The sequence below is a fragment of the Pseudomonas khavaziana genome, assembly GCF_019145205.1.
In the GTDB taxonomy this organism is placed as follows: domain Bacteria; phylum Pseudomonadota; class Gammaproteobacteria; order Pseudomonadales; family Pseudomonadaceae; genus Aquipseudomonas; species Aquipseudomonas khavaziana.
Map to the genome: position 1 here is coordinate 243,378 of NZ_JAHSTT010000004.1, position 18,798 is coordinate 262,175.

At 60.3% G+C, this 18,798-nt stretch carries 20 protein-coding genes and 1 pseudogene; 9 read left to right on the forward strand and 12 right to left on the reverse strand.

The annotated features are described in order from the left end of the window. Nucleotides 1-2: 2 nt before the first annotated feature. Entirely contained in the window at nucleotides 3-716 is a 714-nt protein-coding gene (locus KVH01_RS12220; RefSeq protein WP_217881627.1) for a FadR/GntR family transcriptional regulator, read from the reverse strand. A gap of 338 nt (nucleotides 717-1,054) precedes the next feature. Between KVH01_RS12220 and KVH01_RS12225 the strand changes: the two genes are divergently transcribed. Both KVH01_RS12225 and gudD read left to right on the forward strand, forming a co-directional pair. Beyond that, nucleotides 1,055-2,416 (forward strand): MFS transporter, encoded by a 1,362-nt coding sequence (locus tag KVH01_RS12225; protein WP_217881779.1) that lies wholly within the window; start codon nucleotides 1,055-1,057, stop codon nucleotides 2,414-2,416. A 20-nt stretch (nucleotides 2,417-2,436) separates the two neighbouring features. Further along, the gene (gene gudD, locus KVH01_RS12230) at nucleotides 2,437-3,762 is read left to right on the forward strand and encodes a glucarate dehydratase (protein WP_217881628.1); all 1,326 of its coding nucleotides are present in this window, start codon (nucleotides 2,437-2,439) and stop codon (nucleotides 3,760-3,762) included. Between the two features lie 196 nt (nucleotides 3,763-3,958). Here gudD and KVH01_RS12235 read toward each other — a convergent pair. The 4 genes and pseudogenes from KVH01_RS12235 to KVH01_RS12250 form a co-directional block, all read right to left on the reverse strand. Further along, nucleotides 3,959-4,960 (reverse strand): annotated as a pseudogene (locus KVH01_RS12235) (chitinase); the annotation flags it as partial. A 40-nt stretch (nucleotides 4,961-5,000) separates the two neighbouring features. Then, on the reverse strand, nucleotides 5,001-5,636 hold the full coding sequence (locus tag KVH01_RS12240) for a lytic polysaccharide monooxygenase auxiliary activity family 9 protein (RefSeq protein ID WP_217881630.1): 636 nt from the start codon (nucleotides 5,634-5,636) through the stop codon (nucleotides 5,001-5,003). 337 nt (nucleotides 5,637-5,973) lie between these two features. Beyond that, nucleotides 5,974-6,348 (reverse strand): addiction module antidote protein, encoded by a 375-nt coding sequence (locus KVH01_RS12245; RefSeq protein ID WP_217881631.1) that lies wholly within the window; start codon nucleotides 6,346-6,348, stop codon nucleotides 5,974-5,976. Between the two features lies 1 nt (nucleotide 6,349). Continuing rightward, nucleotides 6,350-6,652 carry a type II toxin-antitoxin system RelE/ParE family toxin gene (locus KVH01_RS12250; protein ID WP_032896084.1) on the reverse strand — a complete coding sequence of 101 codons (303 nt, stop codon included), beginning with the start codon at nucleotides 6,650-6,652 and terminating at the stop codon, nucleotides 6,350-6,352. A 465-nt stretch (nucleotides 6,653-7,117) separates the two neighbouring features. Here KVH01_RS12250 and KVH01_RS12255 point away from each other — a divergent pair, with 465 nt between their 5' ends. From KVH01_RS12255 to KVH01_RS12270, 4 genes are all read left to right on the forward strand, one after another. Then, complete coding sequence (locus KVH01_RS12255; protein ID WP_217881632.1) at nucleotides 7,118-7,729, forward strand: DapH/DapD/GlmU-related protein; 612 nt, start codon at nucleotides 7,118-7,120, stop codon at nucleotides 7,727-7,729. 336 nt (nucleotides 7,730-8,065) lie between these two features. Beyond that, complete coding sequence (locus tag KVH01_RS12260) at nucleotides 8,066-8,353, forward strand: DUF6124 family protein (RefSeq protein ID WP_217881633.1); 288 nt, start codon at nucleotides 8,066-8,068, stop codon at nucleotides 8,351-8,353. 163 nt (nucleotides 8,354-8,516) lie between these two features. After that, nucleotides 8,517-9,545 (forward strand): alpha/beta hydrolase family protein, encoded by a 1,029-nt coding sequence (locus KVH01_RS12265; RefSeq protein ID WP_217881634.1) that lies wholly within the window; start codon nucleotides 8,517-8,519, stop codon nucleotides 9,543-9,545. Between the two features lie 134 nt (nucleotides 9,546-9,679). Continuing rightward, nucleotides 9,680-11,071 carry an aminotransferase-like domain-containing protein gene (locus KVH01_RS12270; protein ID WP_217881635.1) on the forward strand — a complete coding sequence of 464 codons (1,392 nt, stop codon included), beginning with the start codon at nucleotides 9,680-9,682 and terminating at the stop codon, nucleotides 11,069-11,071. On the opposite strand, the gene panB is transcribed toward KVH01_RS12270, so the two are convergent. Then, entirely contained in the window at nucleotides 11,059-11,874 is an 816-nt protein-coding gene (gene panB, locus KVH01_RS12275) for a 3-methyl-2-oxobutanoate hydroxymethyltransferase (protein WP_217881636.1), read from the reverse strand. The two genes, KVH01_RS12270 and panB, sit on opposite strands and share 13 nt — an antisense overlap. A 152-nt stretch (nucleotides 11,875-12,026) precedes the next feature. Between panB and KVH01_RS12280 the strand changes: the two genes are divergently transcribed. Further along, nucleotides 12,027-12,197 (forward strand): DUF2986 domain-containing protein, encoded by a 171-nt coding sequence (locus tag KVH01_RS12280; RefSeq protein ID WP_073526986.1) that lies wholly within the window; start codon nucleotides 12,027-12,029, stop codon nucleotides 12,195-12,197. On the opposite strand, the gene KVH01_RS12285 is transcribed toward KVH01_RS12280, so the two are convergent. From KVH01_RS12285 to KVH01_RS12305, 5 genes are all read right to left on the reverse strand, one after another. Further along, the gene (locus tag KVH01_RS12285) at nucleotides 12,169-13,164 is read right to left on the reverse strand and encodes a GlxA family transcriptional regulator (protein WP_217881637.1); all 996 of its coding nucleotides are present in this window, start codon (nucleotides 13,162-13,164) and stop codon (nucleotides 12,169-12,171) included. The two genes, KVH01_RS12280 and KVH01_RS12285, sit on opposite strands and share 29 nt — an antisense overlap. A gap of 4 nt (nucleotides 13,165-13,168) precedes the next feature. Next, entirely contained in the window at nucleotides 13,169-13,711 is a 543-nt protein-coding gene (locus KVH01_RS12290) for a cysteine hydrolase family protein (RefSeq protein ID WP_217881638.1), read from the reverse strand. A 90-nt stretch (nucleotides 13,712-13,801) separates the two neighbouring features. Beyond that, nucleotides 13,802-14,335 carry a GNAT family N-acetyltransferase gene (locus KVH01_RS12295; protein ID WP_043047578.1) on the reverse strand — a complete coding sequence of 178 codons (534 nt, stop codon included), beginning with the start codon at nucleotides 14,333-14,335 and terminating at the stop codon, nucleotides 13,802-13,804. Next, nucleotides 14,325-15,536 (reverse strand): YeeE/YedE family protein, encoded by a 1,212-nt coding sequence (locus tag KVH01_RS12300; protein ID WP_217881639.1) that lies wholly within the window; start codon nucleotides 15,534-15,536, stop codon nucleotides 14,325-14,327. The genes KVH01_RS12295 and KVH01_RS12300 overlap by 11 nt, the downstream gene beginning before the upstream one ends. Nucleotides 15,537-15,589: 53 nt before the next feature. Then, nucleotides 15,590-16,207 carry a TetR/AcrR family transcriptional regulator gene (locus KVH01_RS12305; protein WP_217881640.1) on the reverse strand — a complete coding sequence of 206 codons (618 nt, stop codon included), beginning with the start codon at nucleotides 16,205-16,207 and terminating at the stop codon, nucleotides 15,590-15,592. A 133-nt stretch (nucleotides 16,208-16,340) separates the two neighbouring features. Here KVH01_RS12305 and KVH01_RS12310 point away from each other — a divergent pair, with 133 nt between their 5' ends. Beyond that, nucleotides 16,341-16,781, forward strand: coding sequence for a hotdog fold domain-containing protein (locus KVH01_RS12310; RefSeq protein WP_124378769.1), 441 nt, complete (start codon nucleotides 16,341-16,343; stop codon nucleotides 16,779-16,781). A gap of 12 nt (nucleotides 16,782-16,793) precedes the next feature. On the opposite strand, the gene KVH01_RS12315 is transcribed toward KVH01_RS12310, so the two are convergent. Then, nucleotides 16,794-18,011, reverse strand: coding sequence for an MFS transporter (locus tag KVH01_RS12315; protein WP_217881641.1), 1,218 nt, complete (start codon nucleotides 18,009-18,011; stop codon nucleotides 16,794-16,796). Between the two features lie 122 nt (nucleotides 18,012-18,133). Between KVH01_RS12315 and KVH01_RS12320 the strand changes: the two genes are divergently transcribed. After that, nucleotides 18,134-18,790, forward strand: coding sequence for a TetR/AcrR family transcriptional regulator (locus KVH01_RS12320; RefSeq protein WP_217881642.1), 657 nt, complete (start codon nucleotides 18,134-18,136; stop codon nucleotides 18,788-18,790). Nucleotides 18,791-18,798: the final 8 nt, after the last annotated feature.

The window sequence follows — 18,798 nt, forward strand, 5'->3', positions numbered from 1 at the left end:
CCTTATGATTGCCCGGAAAAACGATCCCGGCTGTTGGTCAAGTGCAGCACCATGGCCGCCCGTGCGGCGTCCGGGTCCTGGCGCTTGATCGCATTGTAAATCGCCTCATGCTCCAGGTTTGCCAGTTGCCCCAGCTTGGCAAAATCCGCGCCGCCACGTTCGGCGGCCTTGACCTGGGTGCGCGGGATCATGCCGTTGCCCAGGTGCAGCATGATGTCGGTAAAAAACCGATTGCCGGTGGCCTCGGCGATCAGTTGGTGAAAGCGCTTGTCTTCCTCTACGCAACTGTCGTTGTTGGCCAACGAGGCTTGATAGTCATCCAGGGCCTGGCGCATGTGGGCCAGTTGTACGTCGCTCCTGCGCAGCGCGGCCAGGGCCACGGCCTGCACTTCCAGGCCCAGGCGCAATTCGAGCATGTTGCGTACGCTGGCGACCGTGTCCACGTGCAGGCGCAAGCCTGGTTGTGTGTGCTGCTCCAGCACGAAGGTGCCGATGCCGTGACGCGTCTCCACCAACCCCGATGCCTGCAGCTTGGACAGCGCTTCGCGCACCACGGTACGGCTCACCCCGTGCTCACGCACGATGGTGGATTCAGACGGCAGCTTTTCACCCGGCTTGAGTTGCCCGAGCAGGATGCGCTGGGTCAGCGACTCGACCACGCCTTGGGCCAGGTTGGTTGAACGTCTACGCACAGGTGTTGTGCTTTCAATGGGCATTGTCACGGTCCACGGGGCTTGGGCTGGAGAGAGCTTATCACTCTGGATGCAAAGGACACCTGATTGCTGAAAAAACACTCAACTTGTATGACAACATCATCAGCCGCCCTTTTTATCAACTGGTTTGCTCTGAAAACGACGCCCTGCCACCCCGCCCTCACCGAAGCGAACACACCCCATAAAAACTCACAAATAACCAAAATAAGCAGCCAAACCTGGCCCTTATAAACACAAAATCACTGACCTGAGCATTGCGATACCTAGAAAACCACTTGTATGATGTCTGGCAACAAAACAGCTAACCCGCACAAAAAAAATCAGGGGGACGTTTTCAAATGGTGAGCCATTCAAGCCCAGCATCCGCTGCACCCGAACGTGATTCAGTGCTAGACCGCGCCGTGAGCAAAGTGAAGCGCCATGTGCTGCCACTGTTCGTGATCATGTTCATCCTCAACTACATCGACCGGGTCAATATCGGCTTCGTGCGCACGCACATGGAGCATGACCTGGGCATCGGCGCGGCGGCCTACGGCTTCGGTGCCGGGTTGTTCTTCATCGGCTACGCGCTGTTCGAAGTGCCGTCCAACATGCTGCTGCAAAAAGTCGGTGCACGTATCTGGCTGACCCGCATCATGTTCACCTGGGGCATCGTCGCCACGCTGATGGCGTTTATCCAGAACGAAACCCACTTCTACATCCTGCGTTTCTTGCTGGGCGTGGCCGAAGCGGGCTTTTTCCCGGGGGTGATCTACTACTTCACCCGTTGGTTGCCCGGTGTGGAGCGTGGTAAAGCCATCGCCATCTTCCTCAGTGGTTCGGCGCTGGCGTCGTTGATCTCCGGGCCGTTGTCGGGGGCGTTGCTGCAGATCGAAGGGCTGGGCCTGCACGGTTGGCAATGGATGTTCGCCATCGAGGGCCTGGCTTCAGTGGCACTGGGGTTCTTCGTGTGGTTCTGGCTGGATTCCAAGCCCCATGATGCCAAGTGGATGACCCGCGAAGAACAGGACGCCCTGGTGGACGCCATCGATCAGGAGCAGCGCGAACGTGAAGCCCTGACCACGGTGAAACCGACCATCGGCAAGCTGCTCAAGGACCGCCAGATCCTGCTGTTCTGTGCCTTGTACTTCTGCATTCAACTGACGATCTACGCCGCGACGTTCTGGCTGCCGAGCATCATCAAGAAAATGGGCGACCTGAGTGATGTGCAGGTCGGGTTCTTTAACTCGATCCCCTGGCTGATCTCGATCATCGCCATGTATGCGTTCGCGGCGCTGTCGGGCAAGTTCAAGTTCCAGCAGGCCTGGGTCGCCGCGGCGTTGCTCATCGCAGCGGCCGGGATGTTCATGTCCACCACCGGTGGGCCGATCTTCGCCTTCGTGGCGATCTGCTTTGCGGCTATCGGCTTCAAATCCGCGTCGTCGCTGTTCTGGCCGATTCCCCAGGGCTACCTGGATGTGCGCATCGCAGCTGCCGTGATTGCACTGATCAACTCCATCGGCAACCTGGGCGGCTTTGTGGCACCGACCACCTTTGGCTTTCTGGAGCAGACCACCGGCTCGATCCAGGGCGGGCTGTATGGCCTGGCCGGCACCTCGGTGCTCGCGGCCATCCTGGTGTTTTTCGCCAAGACGTCGCCCTCTGTCGTGCAGACCCCACATAGCGCTGCACCCTCAGGCGCCACCATCAGCAAACCCCTTTGAGCGTATATAAGGACCTTGCCATGAATACCCCTGTAGTCACCCATTTCCAGGTCATCCCGGTCGCCGGCCACGACAGCATGCTGCTGAACCTCAGCGGCGCCCACGGCCCCTACTTCACGCGCAATATCGTCATTCTCAAGGACAGCAGCGGCCACACCGGCGTGGGTGAAGTGCCCGGCGGCGAACGCATTCGCGAAACCCTGGAGGACGCGCGCAGCCTGGTGATCGGCCAGCCGATTGGCCAGTATCAGCGCGTCCTCAACCAGATGCGCAGCACCTTCGCATCGAGGGACAGCGCCGGTCGCGGCCTGCAAACCTTTGACCTGCGCATCACCATTCACGCCGTCACCGCCATGGAAGCCGCGCTGCTCGACCTGCTGGGTCAGTTCCTCGAAGTGCCGGTGGCTGCCCTGCTCGGCGAAGGCCAGCAACGCGACGCGGTGAAAATGCTCGGTTATCTGTTCTATGTGGGGGATCGCAACGCTACCGACCTGGCCTACCGCAACGAGGCCGACGCCGATGATGATTGGTTCCGCCTGCGTCACGAAAAAGCCCTGACCGCTGACGCTGTGGTACGCCTGGCCGAAGCGGCCAAAGCTAAATATGGCTTCAACGATTTCAAGCTCAAGGGCGGCGTATTGAGTGGCGATGCAGAAATCGAAGCGGTTACCGCGCTGGCCGAACGCTTCCCGGATGCGCGCATCACCCTTGATCCAAACGGTGCGTGGTCGCTCAAAGAAGCCATCCGCCTGTGCCGCGACCAGCATCATGTGCTGGCCTACGCCGAAGATCCGTGCGGTGCAGAAAACGGCTACTCGGGCCGTGAAGTCATGGCCGAATTCCGCCGCGCCACGGGCCTGAAAACCGCAACCAACATGATCGCCACCGACTGGCGCGAAATGGGCCACGCCATCCAGCTGCAATCGGTGGACATTCCCCTCGCCGACCCGCACTTCTGGACAATGCAGGGCTCGGTGCGCGTCGCGCAAATGTGCAACGAGTGGGGCCTGACCTGGGGCTCACACTCCAACAACCACTTCGATATTTCCCTGGCGATGTTTACCCAGGTGGCCGCAGCCGCCCCGGGTGAGATCACCGCCATCGACACCCATTGGATCTGGCAGGACGGCCAGCGCCTGACACGTGAGCCGTTGAAGATTGAAGGCGGTTACGTAAAGGTGCCGGCCAAGCCGGGCCTGGGTGTGGATATCGATATGGACGCCGTAGCCAAGGCCCATGAGCTGTACAAAGGCATGGGCCTAGGGGCGCGGGATGACAGTGTGGCGATGCAGTTCTTGATTCCGGGTTGGGGCTTTGATAACAAGCGGCCTTGTTTGGTGCGGTAAATCGGTTTTATGAACGCTCAGCGCAATTTGAGCGTGACGCAAAAAAATCCGATGCCCAAACAGGCATCGGATTTTAGTCAGATCAGAAGCTTAGCTGCTTGACCTCTGGCACGTCTGCCAGAGGCCTCTTGCGCTACTGCTGATTGGCGACCTCCAGATCCGCCGTATCCTCCTCAAGGCCAGAGAGAGCAGTGCCATTGATCATCGGGCCATAACGGCGGCTGAACTCCCAGTTGTAGGGCACGTGGTCTTTGCTGACCCCGTTGTCCCAATTCACCGACCAGGTCATCAGGCCCTTGATCGACAATCCTTTGTCGTGCAAACGCTTGAATGTATTGGTCACGGCTGCTGGGTTGATCACATAACCGGTGGCAGCCGCGTCGACGTTCGCGGGCAGGCCAATGACGAACTTGTCCGCCGGGATTTTGGTAAACCCGCGCGTTCCGCTCACCAGGCTTTCGGTCAGGTAAAACAGGAAGTCCTCTTTCATCGCGTCGTTGTTCTGGGCAATCCAGGCGCCATTGCCATTGTTGACCTCCTGCACCCAGATCCCGTCGCCACCCTGGTTGTAATACTGCGGGGCGATGAAGTCGTAATAGCCTTCCAGCGCCTGGATGTAGCCGACGTATTTGCCGGCGGCGGTCAGGTACGGAAACTCCGGCGCCATGCTGATGATGAAGTGTTTGCCTTGAGCTGCGTAGTGGTCCTTGACCAATTTCAACGCGGCGGGCAGGACAGTCTTGTTGTCGGCGAAATCAATCGCGCTCTGTTCAAGATCGATATCCAGGCCATCAAAGCCATAGGTTTCCACCAGGCGGATAATCTCGTTGGCCAGTGGCTGTTCGTTGCCTTTATGCAGTTCGATGTGTGCATCGGCGCCACCAAGGGAAATCAGCACCGCCCTGCCCTGGCTGTTCAGCACACCCACCTGGCGACGAAACTCGGCGTCGGACAGGTTGTACGGCTTGAAGGTTGGGATACCGTTGCCCTTCATGAAGGCCACGGCCACCACGTTGTAATCCTTTGGCACATCCGCCAGGTTGATATTGGCGAACTGGCCACGCTGGTAGCCATCGCTCGGGCCGGCAGGCCAGTTGTGCCAGAAGCCCATGAGGATCTTTTTGCCGGCAATGCTGGGCATCAGCGAAGCGGCATCGTTGAGTGGCGATTGCAGTGAGGTAAAGTCGATATTTGACATGTTCTAATCCTTCAGAACCTGTGGGTTTAATGGTGCGGGCTTATTTGAAGTCCACGTCGAAGGCTTGATAGAAGGCGTTGCCGGTGTTGGCGACGATCCACATCAATACGATCACATGCTGGCCCTTCTTGTTGGCCGGCAGTTTCACTTCATGATTGACCTTGGCCTTCAGTTCGCCTGCATGGCTGTAGTACGGCACCTGGGCATAGAAGTCTTCAGCGAACGGCTGGGCTTCCAGCTGTGCGCGGGTGATGCGCTGTTTCGGATCCCAGCCATCCTTGGTGATCAGCCAGCGATAGCCACGGGTGGTGTGCGGCGCGGTGTATGCCCAGGTGACCTTGAAGGTCTGACCCGGCTCGACATTGAGCAACGGCCAGGTGAAGGCGCGGTTGAGTTTCTTGGCCATTTCCTCGCTGGTGAAGTTGATGCAGTCGCGGGCATCGGTCTTGCCACCGCTGAGAATGAAGCCGTCGGCGGGCGGGGTGACGCTGTCACTGTCGGTTTGATAAGGCGCCGGGAACGGACCGGCCATCAGCGCCGGGAAGTTCTTGCCGCCTTCCATTTCATTGACCTGCCAGGTCTCCAGCAGGCCGAGATCCACGGCGACTGCGCCACGGCTGGAAGGGGATGTGACACGACCATGGCGAAGAGGTGTCTGGGTTTGTGGTTTGTTCATTTTGTGACTCCATTCACTTGATTAAGAACTCTCCTTTCTTGAAGGAGAGGACCTCAACCTAACGGAGTCGCTTTTTTTTGCCACAGGCCCATTTTTCACTCATTTTCGTTTCACGAGCGCGTCGACCTGCAAATACTGGATACATAACCAGTACCAGGGAGAAAACCTTACGCTGCTAAAGGTCGATTTCCTACAAGACTAAGCGCACATCAACACGCCTTCTCTCGTAAATGGCTTTATCCCGTTCGTAAGGGATGGGCGCTCTGTCGACAAAAAGGGACGGACAAAAAGGGACGTATCTATTTTCAATCAAATAAACCGTCCTCTGTTTGGTCCATCAGGTTTTGCCGATGACAGCCGTTTTTTTAGCGGTAGTCGCGGTAATCGGTCGCACCGTCAGTTCCACCCCCAATGCCAGCATCAGCTTCTGGACCGTCTCATAACGCGTCTTTGAGCCGCCTTTCAGGGTTTTATACAGGCTCTCCCGATTCACTCCCGCCGCTTCGGCAACCTTGTTTACACCCAGGGCCTTGGCAACCTCGGCCAGCGCCTTCATAAGGACTTGCGGGTCATGGCACGCCATGCTTTGCGCAAGATAGGCACTGATGGTTTCCGGGCTATCAAGGAAACGTGAAGCCTCATAGGCGCTGGTGCCGGATGTATCCAGCTCGAGGATCGGCATGTCCTCTGGTTTGAATATCGACTTACTCATGTCATTGACCTCTCAGGGCATCGAGAATCTCTTTTGCCCGCTTGATTCCTCGTTTCTGGTCGGTTTTATCGCTCCCCCACAGCATCAGGTAAGCGGTGATGCCCGTGCGCACAAAGTAAATCCTGTAGCCGGGCCCGACAAACACACGCATTTCACTCATGCCATCGCCTACAGGCTGGCAATCGCCAAAATTGTTTTCTTCGGCTCGATCCAGGCGGATCAGCACAGCCGTTTTTCCCCACACATCCCTCATACCGTCGAGCCATGTATCGAACTCGGGCGTCCTGCCAATCGTATTGATCACAGAGTCACATGTAGCCTACTGGCTACTCCTTGTAGATGCCAGTGAATTTTTAATGTCGGTGAGCACCGCAAGAAAAAATCCTAGTCCAGCCGCCGTGCAGGCAGCCGAGCGAAACTATTAGCGCTTGTGTCCCTTAGCCCCTGATCGGACATCGAGTCGCCTTGCGGCAGCGTCAGCCGAAACGGGAGGCCCAATCAACGCCTATCAATGTGGGAGGGGGCTTGCTCCCGATAGCGGTGTATCTGCCATTGAGAGGTTGGCTGACCTGCCGCAATCGGGAGCAAGCCCCCTCCCACATTTGCACTGCGTTGTTGTTGAGGCAGCATTTTTCCGCACAACGGCGACCCGCGACTTTCTTTGGTATTAAGTAAACCGGGGCAGACGCTATTAAGATGTCGCCTGAGCCCACCACCCTATCGTCACAGCGGGCTCTACCCTCCCACCCCGACATCGGAAGCGCTCTGCATGAAGCTACCTGAGATCAGTACATTCATTGCTCAATGGCCCTCCCTTGGCGTGACGCAGCCTGCCGCTTGGCGGGTGTCTGAAGACTGCGAAAACCAGGTTTTGGCCTTGCTGTCACGCCTCGGCACGGGCTACCGGCGCCACGGAGACTGTGCCATCCACGAAAGCGCCATTGTCGAAGAAGGCGCTGTGCTCAAGGGCCCGATCATCATCGGCGAAGGCGCATTCGTAGCAGCGGGAGCCTACCTGCGTGGCGGCGTTTATCTGGGCAGCCATTGCATTGTGGGCCCAAGCTGCGAACTGAAAAGCACCTTCATGCTGGCCGCAAGCAAGCTGGCACACTTCAACTTTGTCGGCGATTCATTGATTGGCGAAGGGGTAAATATTGAAGCCGGTGCAATCATCGCCAATTACCGGAATGAGTTGGATGGGGCGGATATCAAGATCCGCTACGCAGACAATGTGATCGACACAGGGGTGAACAAATTTGGTGCCCTGGTAGGCGACGGCTGCAAAATCGGCGCGAATGCCGTCATTGCTCCAGGCGCAATATTAGAGCCGAACAGCCATGTTCCGCGCTTGGGGTTGATTGACCAGTTTGCCTACGAGTAGCGATAGCCTGTAGACATGTCCTACAGCGCGCTGCACCACCTTGCTCCGTTGCCTACAGTTGCGTCAGAATCCGCCGGCTTGTGCGCTTGGATGGGCGTCTCTAAGGTGGCTCGGTCGCTGACAACTCAGTGATCGGGTTTAGTAGCCCGAGTGACAACATAAAGTGCATGAGCCTCATCGATCAGATGTTCTTGTCTGTGCTTGATGGTGGCTGTGCGCAGGGCGCCCTCGGGCGCGCCGGCTTTGTGTGTTTCCCCGGTCTACTAACCTGCGTACAGCCGCCACCCTTTCGTTTAGTAGCGATGAGGTGTTGGCCCTAAAACAGGTACAACACACATGTATAAAGTCACGCCCAACCCTCCAAACGATCCAAACCTTGCGCTTGATCAGGCACAACCACCCTCCTCCTCGCTGTTCAGCGTTGCCGACGATGCCAGCAGCGAAACGCTCATCGCCAATAGCTACGAAACCTTTTCCTCGGTAACCGCCTTGCTGCTTGATCTGTCGGATGAACTGACAGGTAAACAGCGCGATGTCGCGTTGGCGATTCATCAGCTGAGTGAACTGGGGGTTTTGTTGGTGGACAAATTGATGGCGAGGCAAAGTGCTTCAACGGTTAGCTAGCCTTGCAGCCATCAGTCGTCATGATCGACTTCACGACGACTCGGCTGCGCCTTTGCGCCGGTCAGGCCTTCGGGGCCTGGCGGGCGCTCTTTCTCTTGGACCCTCTACCTGAACCGACCGTTTCAGGTCATGCTGCGCCCTCCTTTTCAAGGACGAAAAAAGCATGAAAGCCCTCCTCGCCGCTCTGCTACTGATGTGCCTGAACGCTCCCGCATTCGCCGCCGACAACCCCGTCGGCTTCCAAACCACCACCTTGCCCGACACCCATAACAAACGACCGTTGGAAATGGCTGTGTGGTACCCCGCCACTACTACCGCGCAACCCAAGCTGATCGCCGACAACCTGGTGTTCATTGGTGTGCTTGCGGTACCTGATGCCGCACCGATGCCCGGCAAGCATCCTTTAGTGGTGCTCTCCCACGGCTACGGTGGCAATTGGGGCAAACAGGCGTGGCTGGCCAGTGCGTTGGCGCAGCAGGGTTATATCGTGGCGGCGGTCAACCACCCGGGCACTACCAGCCAGGACCGCAGCGCGCAGGCCGCTGCGCAGTTATGGCAACGGCCCAGGGATTTGAGCCGGGCCATTGATTCGCTGCTGGCTCAACCCGAGCCATTCGGTGCGGTGGATAGCGGCCGGATCGCGGTGGTGGGGCATTCCCTCGGGGGTTGGACGGTGATGGAGACGGCCGGTGCACGTTTCGACCCGGCGCTGTTTGCCCGGGACTGCAGCGCTCATCCGACGCTGGTCGCGTGTACTGCCTACCGTGAGATGAACCCTGAAGGCACTCCGAACGGGAAGGAGCAATTGGCGGCGGACTTGAGCGACAAGCGCGTCAGCGCCGTGGTGTCTTTGGACCTGGGCCTGTCGCGCGGGTTTACCGATGCAAGCCTGGCGGCGCTGCCGGTGCGGGCGTTGGTGATAGCGGCCGGTGTGCCGTCAGCGGATTTGCCGGCGCAGATGGAATCGGCGGACATGGCCAAGCGGCTGCCAAAAGCCTCGACGCAGTACGTGCAGATCAGCGACGCCAATCACTTCAGCTTTATGTTGCAATGCAAACCCGGCGCGGCAGCGGTGCTCGACGCGGATGTGCCCGGCGACAGCATCATCTGTCAGGATGGGCCGGGCGCACGGCCACGACCTGTGATCCAGCAGCAGATAATCACGCTGATCAGCCAGTTCCTCGAACGCTGATCAGGGTTTGATGATGTAGGAGCGAGCTTGCTCGCGAAAAACCTCAACGATAACGCGCGCTTCCAGGTAAAACGTGGCGTGCTGAAGTTCTTCGCGAGCAAGCTCGCTCCTACAGAACAGCGGCTCAAATAAGTATGAATACAAGCAAAGACACCTTCGCCTATCAGGCGGTGTACCGCTACCTCATCGAGTTGATCGAGGCCTGCCCTGCCGACGGCGAACGCAAATTGCCGTCCCTGCGCCAACTGGCCCTGCGCCTGGGCGTGTCGGTGTCGACCACCAAGTACGCCTATGCATTACTCGAAGACGAAGGGCGGATCCAGGCCAGGCCCAAGCTCGGCTTTTTCATCGCCCCGGGCTCGGCTGCCGTCATCAACCCCAGCTCATCCCCCTTGCTCGACCAGGTCTTCGCCAACGCACGGCAACCCGGCATGCTGGCCCTGAGCAGCGATGCCCCGGCGATGCTGTTGTCGATGGAGCAGCCCTTGTTGATGCTGGAGCGTGAACTGGCCCGGCAATATCCGCGCTCGTTGACGCCGCTGTACCAACCGTTTGGCGAGCCCGAGTTGCGCACAGCCTTGGCCGAACGCTATAGCCGATCTACTGACCATTACTGGCAAGCCGACCAGGTGTATATCGGCTCGGACCTGCACAGTGTATTGGAGGTCTCGCTCAATGCCCTGGACCTGGCGGGCACGCTCGCACTGGTGGAGTCGCCGTGTTCCTGGGCGATTCTGCGGCAATTACAGGCGGCGAAAGTCCGTGTGATCGAGATGCCACTCGGCGCAGATGGACGTTTTGACCTGGACGCCCTGAACGCACTGCTCAAGCGTGAGCCGATCCGCCTGGCGGTGCTGTCATCGACGGTGAATATGCCCCAGGGCAGTGTGATGCCCACGCAGGATAAACAGCAGATCTGCCAGTGGTTGGCCGAGCGGGATATCTGGCTGTTCGAAAACGATACCTACGGCGAGCTGTACTTTGGCCCGCAACCGGCGCGCTATCGTGACTATGCCGACCCGCAGAAACTGTTGGTGTTTTCGACCTTCGACAAAGTCATCGGCTCAGAGGCGCCCTACGGCTATGTGCTGTGTCGCAGTGCCGGGGCGCCGTTGCAGCGGCTGTTTCTGGAGCGCGGTTTCCGCCTTTCGCCGATCCGCCAGAAGGCCATTGCCAGGCTGTTCACGACCCAACGTTTCGACGCTCACCTGAAGGCGTTGCGGGCACTGCTGCTGGAGCGCATGACCCAGCTCAAGGCCTTGCTGCACGCCTATGGCGATGACCTATGGCGCGTGGTCGCCCCCCACGGTGGCGCAAGCTTTTGGCTGGAGGCCACGCGCCCCGTGCAGATGCGCCAAGTGTTCGCGCACTTGCTAAGCCAGCGTATCGTCATCGCCCCCGGCGAACTGTTCAGCCAGCAAGGCGCCTGGTCTCATCACCTGCGCCTGAGCTACACACTCGACTGGAGCAAGGACATTACCCAGGCCGTCCAGCTACTGGCCCAGGCGTTGCGTCAAAGCCCGTAGCAGTGCCGGTCTTCGGGAAAACGACCCTGGCGCACATCGTCGGCAAAACGCTCGCAGGCATCGCGAATCACCGCCCCCACGTCAGCGTATTGCTTGACGAAGCGCGGCATCGAACCGCCGCCCAGGCCCAGCACATCCTCGGTGACCAACACCTGACCGTCACACGCCGGCGATGCGCCGATGCCGATGGTGGGTTGGCTTGAGTCCAGGGTGATCTGCCGGGCCACGCCCTCGGCCACGCCCTCCAGCAGCAGACTGAAAGCGCCGGCCTCCAGATTGGCGCGGGCATCTGCCGCAATCACTGCAGCGGTTTCAGGCGTCAGCCCCTGGGCCTTGAACCCGCCCATCACATTGACGAACTGCGGCATCAGCCCCACATGGGCCATCACCGGAATACCCCGTGCCACCAGAAACTCGACGGTGCTCGCCAACGCCTGGTTGGCCTCCAACTTGACCGCATCGCAACCGGTACGCGCCAGCACCTGGGCACAATTGCGAAAAGCCTGCTCATGGGATTCCTGGTAACTGCCAAACGGCATATCGGCGATGACACAGGCCAAGCGGGTACTGTCGACCACCGCCCGGGTGTGGCCGATGATTTCTTCGAGCTGCATGCTCAGGGTCGAGGCGCGGCCATAGCCGACCATGGCGGTGGAGTCACCGACCAGGATGAAGTCGACAATCGGATCGATCAGCTTGGCGATAGCGCTGGAGTACGCGGTGAGGGAGACGATCTTCTGCCGGCCCTTCATGGCAACCAGTTGGGGGACGGTGGTGCGCTTAGTGCGGGTATGGATACTCATTGGGGGCTTCCGTTTGCGCTGGATACCCGACCTGATTATTGGTAAAACCCAGCCCCGTTCAATGCACAGATTGCCGCGAAAAAGCGACCCAGGCCCGGCCATGTTTTTTCAAGCTGGTATCATCCACTCCTTTCCTCCCCAGGCAGCAAGACATGAACCGCCAGAAAAAACTCCAGCAGCTCTTCAAGGCCAAAGCCAAGAAGGCCAGTGCCAAGCTGGCGCCAAAAAGCAAAGACAGATACATCAGCAAGGCCGACCGTTTGAAGCTGGAAACCGAAGCTGGCCAGGACCCGGTTACGTCCCCCGAGACGCCTGCTGAGTAAGGCGCACCGTTGAAGGGGCTGCCGCTTCATATTTGCCCCAGATACGCCGCAGATGCCGCGCCGAACCAAAGCCTGCACGCTCGGCGACAGTTTCAATGGCCAGGTCAGACTCGGTCAGCAATTCGCGGGCCACGGCCAGGCGCAGGCGGTGCAGGTAATCCAGCGGGCTGATGCCGACATGCTCCTGGAACAAACGCCCCAGGTGGCGGCTGCCGGTGCAGGCCAGGGCGGCCATGCGTGTAACGGTCCAGGCTTCACAGGGGGCCGCTGCGATAGCGTCCTGCACCCGATGCACCGCCGGATGCAGGTGATTACGCCCGGCTATCCAGGGCGATAACTGCGGGTCGCTGCCGCTGCGGCGCAGGTACACCACCATGTCCCGCGCTACCGCACACGCCAGCCGTGGCCCGGCCAGTTCGGCGACCAGGTGCAGCATCAGGTCGATACCGGCCGTGACACCGGCGCTGCAACTGACCGGGCCATCGGTCACGTACAGGCGGTTTTCCAGGACCCGGGCCTTGGGCGCCATGGCCTGCAAGGTGGCGCACAACGAGTGGTGCGTGGTGCATTGGCGCCCATCAAGCAGCCCGGCCCTGGCGGCACTCAACGCGCCGGCGCACACGCACACCAGGCGTTCCGCCGAGGGCGCGAAGACGCTTTGCAACCATTGGGTCAGGTGGTTGCTGGCCGACTCGAAAGCCTGCTGGCGCGCCTTGTCGACCTTCATCGTCGAGCCCACCAATACCACCAGGGTGCCGGGGGCCAGGGTCGGTGGCAGTGGCGCCAACCCTGTCAGCGGCAAACCGATGGACGTGTGCAGTGACGCCACCGGGCTGACGTAGTGCAAGTCGAAATCCACCGTCGCCGGATCCTCGACTTGCGCGGCCAGGCGCAGTACTTCGGCAGGCCCCGCCAGGTCGAGCATCAGCACGTTTGGCAACAGCACGAACAGTACCGGCACGCTCATTGATTCATCCCGCCAGCGCCTGGGCGACCGTCACGATGCGCGCGAATCGGTCATCCAGGACCAGCTCCGTGCGTTGGCGAATCTCAGCCGGCGTGTAGACCCGACCGCTATGCGCATGGGTCATCGGAAAGGTCAGCGTCGCCTCGCTGACAAAATCCACCGTAAAGCCGCTGTCCGCAGCCTGTCGTGTAGTGGTCTCGCAGCATTGCTCGGTGCGAATGCCGCTGATGATCAGCGTGTTGACGCCCATCTCCGTCAGGCGAGCAGCCAATGGCGTACCGGCAAAGGCACTGTGGTAGCGCTTGTGGATCACCAACTGCGGGTTTATCGACAATTCGCTCAATGCCCTGACGTTGCCCGATTGCATGGAGAAATGCCCCTGGTCTTCAACATGGAAGACTTGTATCACCGGGATGCCCTGCTGAACACAACCATCGATGAGGGCCTGCTGTTTTTCCAGATAATCGGGCAGGTCATTTTCGGACCAGTAGGTTGAATGCCGGAATGAATGCTGGGCGTCGATCACAATCAGGGCTTTACGGCTCATGGGTTGTCCTTGTGGCTTGTATCAGTGACTGAACGATGCAGCCAGAGTAAGGTCAACACACTTCGCACGACAGACGCGCCACGGACTACTTCAGGACGGATTCGGACATCCTACCGGCCACGCCATGGCGCATCGGCTGCCAGGTTCGAAGCCATGGGCATACTCATCCGCCAGGAGATTTTCCAAACGCTGATCGGTATGCGCTACAAAGCCCAGGCGCCGATAGAACGGGGCATTCCACGGCACCTGCAGGAAAGTGGTCAGCGTCACCGCACGCAGGTGCCGAGCACGTGCATGGCCCATCGCCGTTTCCACCAGCCTGCGACCCCAGCCTTGGCCTTGCAGCGGCTGGGCCACCGACACTTCATGGATATGCAGGTCATCACCGACAGACTCTGAGCTGAGGAAACCTTGAGGCTGGCCGCGTTCATCAACCACTACCCAACAGGTCATCAAGGCGATCCATTGCCGATGGCGCTCGACGCTGATCGGCGCGGCATCCGCCAGCCAGCCCAGCCCCTCGATTGCCCGGAACGCTTGGGCGGCAGAGCGCTCGATGGCGGGCAATAGCCCGGCATCGTCCGTGCGCGCCAAGCGAATGTGAGCGGGCCGCTCAGCACCCACTCAAGGCCACCTGGGGCCGTTCGCCCGCAAAGAAGAAGGGCCGCAAGCGCACGCCCACGCCGTTGCCGATAAAGGCCGCCACCAGCCACACCCAGCCATGCAGGCTGCCCGAGGCGATGCCACTGAAGTACGCGCCGATGTTGCAGCCATAGGCCAGGCGCGAACCGTAGCCGAGCATCAGGCCGCCGATCACAGCCGCGATCAACGAGCGCGCCGGAATATTCAGGCTGGGCGCAAAACGCCCGGCCAGGCCCGCAGCCAGCAGCGCGCCGAGGACAATGCCGATGTCCATGACGCTGGTGATGTCTTCCCATACCGGCGCGGCCAGGGCCTTGGCATTGGCCGGCATCTGCCAGAACGCCCAGCTGGCGACGTCCACGCCCAGCCCGCTCGCCACCTTGGCGCCCCACAGCGCGAACGCCGAGGTAATGCCCCACGGCCGCCCGGCCAGGGCCAGGGTGGCGTAGTTGAGCAGCGCCAGGCCAATCGCGCCCCACACCAGCGGCCAGGGTCCGCGCAGGAAGCGGCGTAGCCCTTGGTGCTCGCTTTGCACGCCTTGTTCAAGCTGGCCGTGACGGCGCTTTTCCAGGCGCACGGTCACCATTGCAATCAGCGCGAACACCACCAGGCTCAGGACCAATGCCGGCAGCACACCGAAACTCTTGACGATGGACACCGCGGGGAACGACGGCAACGCAAACCACCAATCGACGTGATGGGTGGCGATCAACGAGCCACAGATAAAGAACAGCAGCGTCACCAACATCCGCGCATTCCCGCCGCCCACCGTGAACAAAGTGCCCGATGCACAGCCGCCGCCCAATTGCATGCCGATTCCGAAGATAAACGCCCCGAACACCACTGACACACCGGCCGGCGCCACCAGCCCGGCCACCGGCTGGCCGAACAAGGTGCCCGCGCCCAGCGCCGGAAAAAACAGCACCACCGCCACCGCCAGCATCACCATCTGCGCACGCAAGCCAGCGCCACGCCGATCATTGATAAACACGCGCCAGGCCGAGGTGAAACCGAAGGCGGCATGGTAGAGGGTCAGGCCCAGGGCGGCGCCGACCACCAGCAACAACACCTGGCGTGCGCCCACACTGTTTTGCAGGAACAGAGCGCCCGCCACCAGCAGAATAAAAGCGATCAGTGGCGCGGCAGGCTTGCGCGCAGGCGCCAGGGAAAGGGAGGTGCTCATGGGGATCTCGATTGGTTGGAAGGAGGCCAGTATAGACCCTTAAGTTGCGGGTCCTATTTGAGGCTCAAGGAATTCCACGCGGCGTCGGCCAGCAGCTCACGGTACTCAAAAGGGCTCTTCTTGACCTTCGCCGACAACCACGCGCGGGAGTAGCTTTCCGCCGCGCCAATGATCAACGAAGGGATAAGTTCTGCTGGCAAATGGTTGAAGTGCTCCTTGCGCCCTTCCCCACTCATCCAGGCTTTCAACTGCTGGTTGCGCTGCTGGTTGCGTGCGATCAGCTCGTCCTTGAACGGGCCGTTGGACACGGCGAAACGGCTCTGGAACACAAACCGTGCCCACTCCGGCTGCGCGCTGACCCATTCAACATAGCTGTACACCAGGCCGACCACGCCAGCGTGGGCCGTATCCGCCGCTTGCAGGTAGCGATCACGCAAACTGGCCTGGTCTTCCAGCGCAGCGAAGAACAGCGCCGCCACCAAACCCTCTTTATTGCCGAAGTGGTGATAGATAGCGCCGACGCTGGTATCACAGCGCGCGCGGATGGTTTCGATATTGGTCGCTTCGATACCTGCCTCGTTAAAGCACGCCAGCGCTTCACGCAGGATGGTGCGTTTGAGGTCGCTGCGCCGACCGGGAAAGGTGCGCTCGATAAGATCGATGGAGTGCATGGGGGGACGCCAAATAAAAACAGTTTATAGGTTGAGCGACCGCCAGAGAAAGCCTGGTTGACAGACTGGGAAATAACGGAATATTGTTCCGTTGCAGAATATTATTCTGTAAATAACTTCTGAGGATACTCCTATGAGCCAAGCCCTGAGCATGTTCAATAGCGTCGGCCCGGCTGCATTCAGCAACCTGGCCTGTCAAATGGCCCCCTACTTCAGCACGATCACGCCGCAAATCGCTGAGCTGAAGCCCAACCACGCGGTAGTCACCGTGCCGTTTCGCAAGGAAATCACTAATCACCTGGCCTCGGTGCACGCCATCGCGCTGTGCAACGCTGCCGAACTGGCCGGCGGCATGATGACCGATGCGTCGATCCCCCCTGGCGCGCGCTGGATCCCCAAGGGCATGAGCGTGGAATACCTGGCCAAGGCGAAAACCGATATCCGCGCGGTCGCCGACGGCAGCGCCATCGATTGGCAGACTGCGGGGGACAAGATCGTACCGGTAGAGATCTTCGATGCGGGCGACGTCAAGGTGTTCACCGCCCACATCACCATGAATGTGAAACTCGCATAGGCACACCGTCGTTCAGTGCCCCACCACCGCAGGCCCATTGGCAGACCGCCGTCCCGGCTTGAAACCATGGGCATGCGCCGTCCAGGCGATCAGCAACGCGAGGATGATCAATACCAGCATCGCCCAGGGAAACGCGGCCACGCCGCAGTGATCCAGCAACACTCCGCCGAGCACGCCACTGCCGGCAATCGCACTGTTCCACGCCACTACGTTCAGTGACAGCGCCACATCCGCGCCGTCACCGGCGGCATCGGCCAGGGCGGTTTGCAGCAAGGTGGCGGCGCCACCAAAGCTCAGGCCCCATATCGCCACGCCGAGGTAGACCACTGCCGGCTGGCTGCCTAGCAGGCCGAACGCCACACAGATCGCCGCGAATGCCCCCAGGCTCGCCAACACGGTTTTGCGCAGCATCGGCTCGACCAAACGCGCCGTCAGCCAAATGCCCGCCAATGCGGCAACACCGAACACCAGCAGCACCAGGTCGACCCTGCTCGCCAAGCCAGCACGCGCCACGAATGGCGCAATGTAGGTGTACAGAATGTTGTGGGCCAGCATCCAACTGATGACGACCGCCAGCACCGGGCGTACCCCGGGCGTAGTCAGCACTTTGCCCAGGGATACGCGCTGATGCGCAGGCTGTGGTGGATAGTCCGGAACCTTCACCAGCACCCACACGATCAGCCCCAGGGTTAGCGCCGACATCAGGCCGAACGTGCTGCGCCAGCCCACCAGGCCACCGATCCAGGTGCCCAGCGGCACACCCAGTGACAGCGCAATCGGCGTGCCGACCATCGCCAACGCCAGTGCCTTGCCTTGCTGATGGGGCGCTACCATGCGCCGCGCATAACCGGCCAGCAGGCTCCAGGCCAACCCGGCTGAAACGCCGGCAAAGAAGCGCGCCACCAGGGTCACGCCATAATGGGACGACCACGCGGTGATGGAGTTGAACAACAAAAAACCAACGATGGTCAGCAACAGCACATTGCGCCGGCGCCAGCCGCGGGTGGCGATGGTCATTGGGATCACCGCCAGCACCGAGCCCAGCGCATAAGCGGTGACCATCTGCCCGGCCATGGACGGCGAAATGCCCAGGCCTGCGCTGATCAACGGCAGCAGGCCGGCGGGCAGGGTTTCGGTGACGATGCAGATGAAACCGGTCATGGCCAGGGCGAGCAACGCGCCGATGGGCAGGCGTTCGGACGAGGCCGAGAGGCTGAGTGAGGGGGTCATGGAATACTCCTTGGCGGACTTAAATACTGATCGATATAAATGTTGCACAGCGGGACACCGCATTGTCAACGACTTATGTATCGACTAGTATTTATCTCATCTCCCCCAAGAGGATTGCCGTCATGGCGCAAATGGGCCGCCCCCGCAGCTTCGACCGAGAACAGGCCGTTGAACAGGCCATGCACCTGTTCTGGCAGCACGGCTACGACGCCACCTCCCTTGCCCAACTCAAAACGGGCCTGGGTGGCGGGATTTCCGCACCGAGTTTCTACGCCGCGTTCGGCTCCAAGGAAGCACTGTTCGATGAGTGCGTGCAGCGCTACCTGGCGACCTACGCCCAGGTCACCGAATGCCTGTGGGATGAAAGCCTGCCGCCACGCCGGGCCGTCGAAACCGCATTGCGCCAGTCAGCGCGCATGCAATGCGACGACGCCCACCCCAAGGGCTGCATGGTGACACTGGGGGTGATGAGCGCACCGAGCCCGGAGCATGCACGGGTGGTGGATGCGCTGACCCAATCCCGGGCGCGCACCCGCGCGGGGATTGTCGCGTGTGTACAGCGGGCGATCCAGGCCGGCCAGTTGCCGGACACGCTGAATGTTGAGGCGATGGCGACCGTGTTCGATTGCTTCTTGCAGGGCGTGTCGATCCAGGCGCGGGATAACACACCCCATGAGCAGATCGATGCGGCGATCAACCATCTGCTGTTGACCTGGGACATCGCGGCATCTACGGCAGCGCCCATTCGTCCCGGCGCGCCAGCGCTGTTGAAAACATGACAGCCGTA

Coding starts and splice junctions, on each gene's coding strand:
- KVH01_RS12320 (WP_217881642.1), top strand. CDS start 18,134: ATGGCGCAAATGGGCCGCCCCCGCAGCTTCGACCGAGAACAGGCCGTT.
- KVH01_RS12305 (WP_217881640.1), bottom strand. CDS start 16,207: ATGCACTCCATCGATCTTATCGAGCGCACCTTTCCCGGTCGGCGCAGC.
- KVH01_RS12315 (WP_217881641.1), bottom strand. CDS start 18,011: ATGACCCCCTCACTCAGCCTCTCGGCCTCGTCCGAACGCCTGCCCATC.
- KVH01_RS12260 (WP_217881633.1), top strand. CDS start 8,066: ATGTATAAAGTCACGCCCAACCCTCCAAACGATCCAAACCTTGCGCTT.
- KVH01_RS12265 (WP_217881634.1), top strand. CDS start 8,517: ATGAAAGCCCTCCTCGCCGCTCTGCTACTGATGTGCCTGAACGCTCCC.
- KVH01_RS12240 (WP_217881630.1), bottom strand. CDS start 5,636: ATGAACAAACCACAAACCCAGACACCTCTTCGCCATGGTCGTGTCACA.
- gudD (WP_217881628.1), top strand. CDS start 2,437: ATGAATACCCCTGTAGTCACCCATTTCCAGGTCATCCCGGTCGCCGGC.
- KVH01_RS12255 (WP_217881632.1), top strand. CDS start 7,118: ATGAAGCTACCTGAGATCAGTACATTCATTGCTCAATGGCCCTCCCTT.
- KVH01_RS12300 (WP_217881639.1), bottom strand. CDS start 15,536: ATGAGCACCTCCCTTTCCCTGGCGCCTGCGCGCAAGCCTGCCGCGCCA.
- KVH01_RS12270 (WP_217881635.1), top strand. CDS start 9,680: ATGAATACAAGCAAAGACACCTTCGCCTATCAGGCGGTGTACCGCTAC.
- KVH01_RS12245 (WP_217881631.1), bottom strand. CDS start 6,348: ATGAGTAAGTCGATATTCAAACCAGAGGACATGCCGATCCTCGAGCTG.
- KVH01_RS12285 (WP_217881637.1), bottom strand. CDS start 13,164: ATGAGCGTGCCGGTACTGTTCGTGCTGTTGCCAAACGTGCTGATGCTC.
- panB (WP_217881636.1), bottom strand. CDS start 11,874: ATGAGTATCCATACCCGCACTAAGCGCACCACCGTCCCCCAACTGGTT.
- KVH01_RS12310 (WP_124378769.1), top strand. CDS start 16,341: ATGAGCCAAGCCCTGAGCATGTTCAATAGCGTCGGCCCGGCTGCATTC.
- KVH01_RS12220 (WP_217881627.1), bottom strand. CDS start 716: ATGCCCATTGAAAGCACAACACCTGTGCGTAGACGTTCAACCAACCTG.
- KVH01_RS12290 (WP_217881638.1), bottom strand. CDS start 13,711: ATGAGCCGTAAAGCCCTGATTGTGATCGACGCCCAGCATTCATTCCGG.
- KVH01_RS12280 (WP_073526986.1), top strand. CDS start 12,027: ATGAACCGCCAGAAAAAACTCCAGCAGCTCTTCAAGGCCAAAGCCAAG.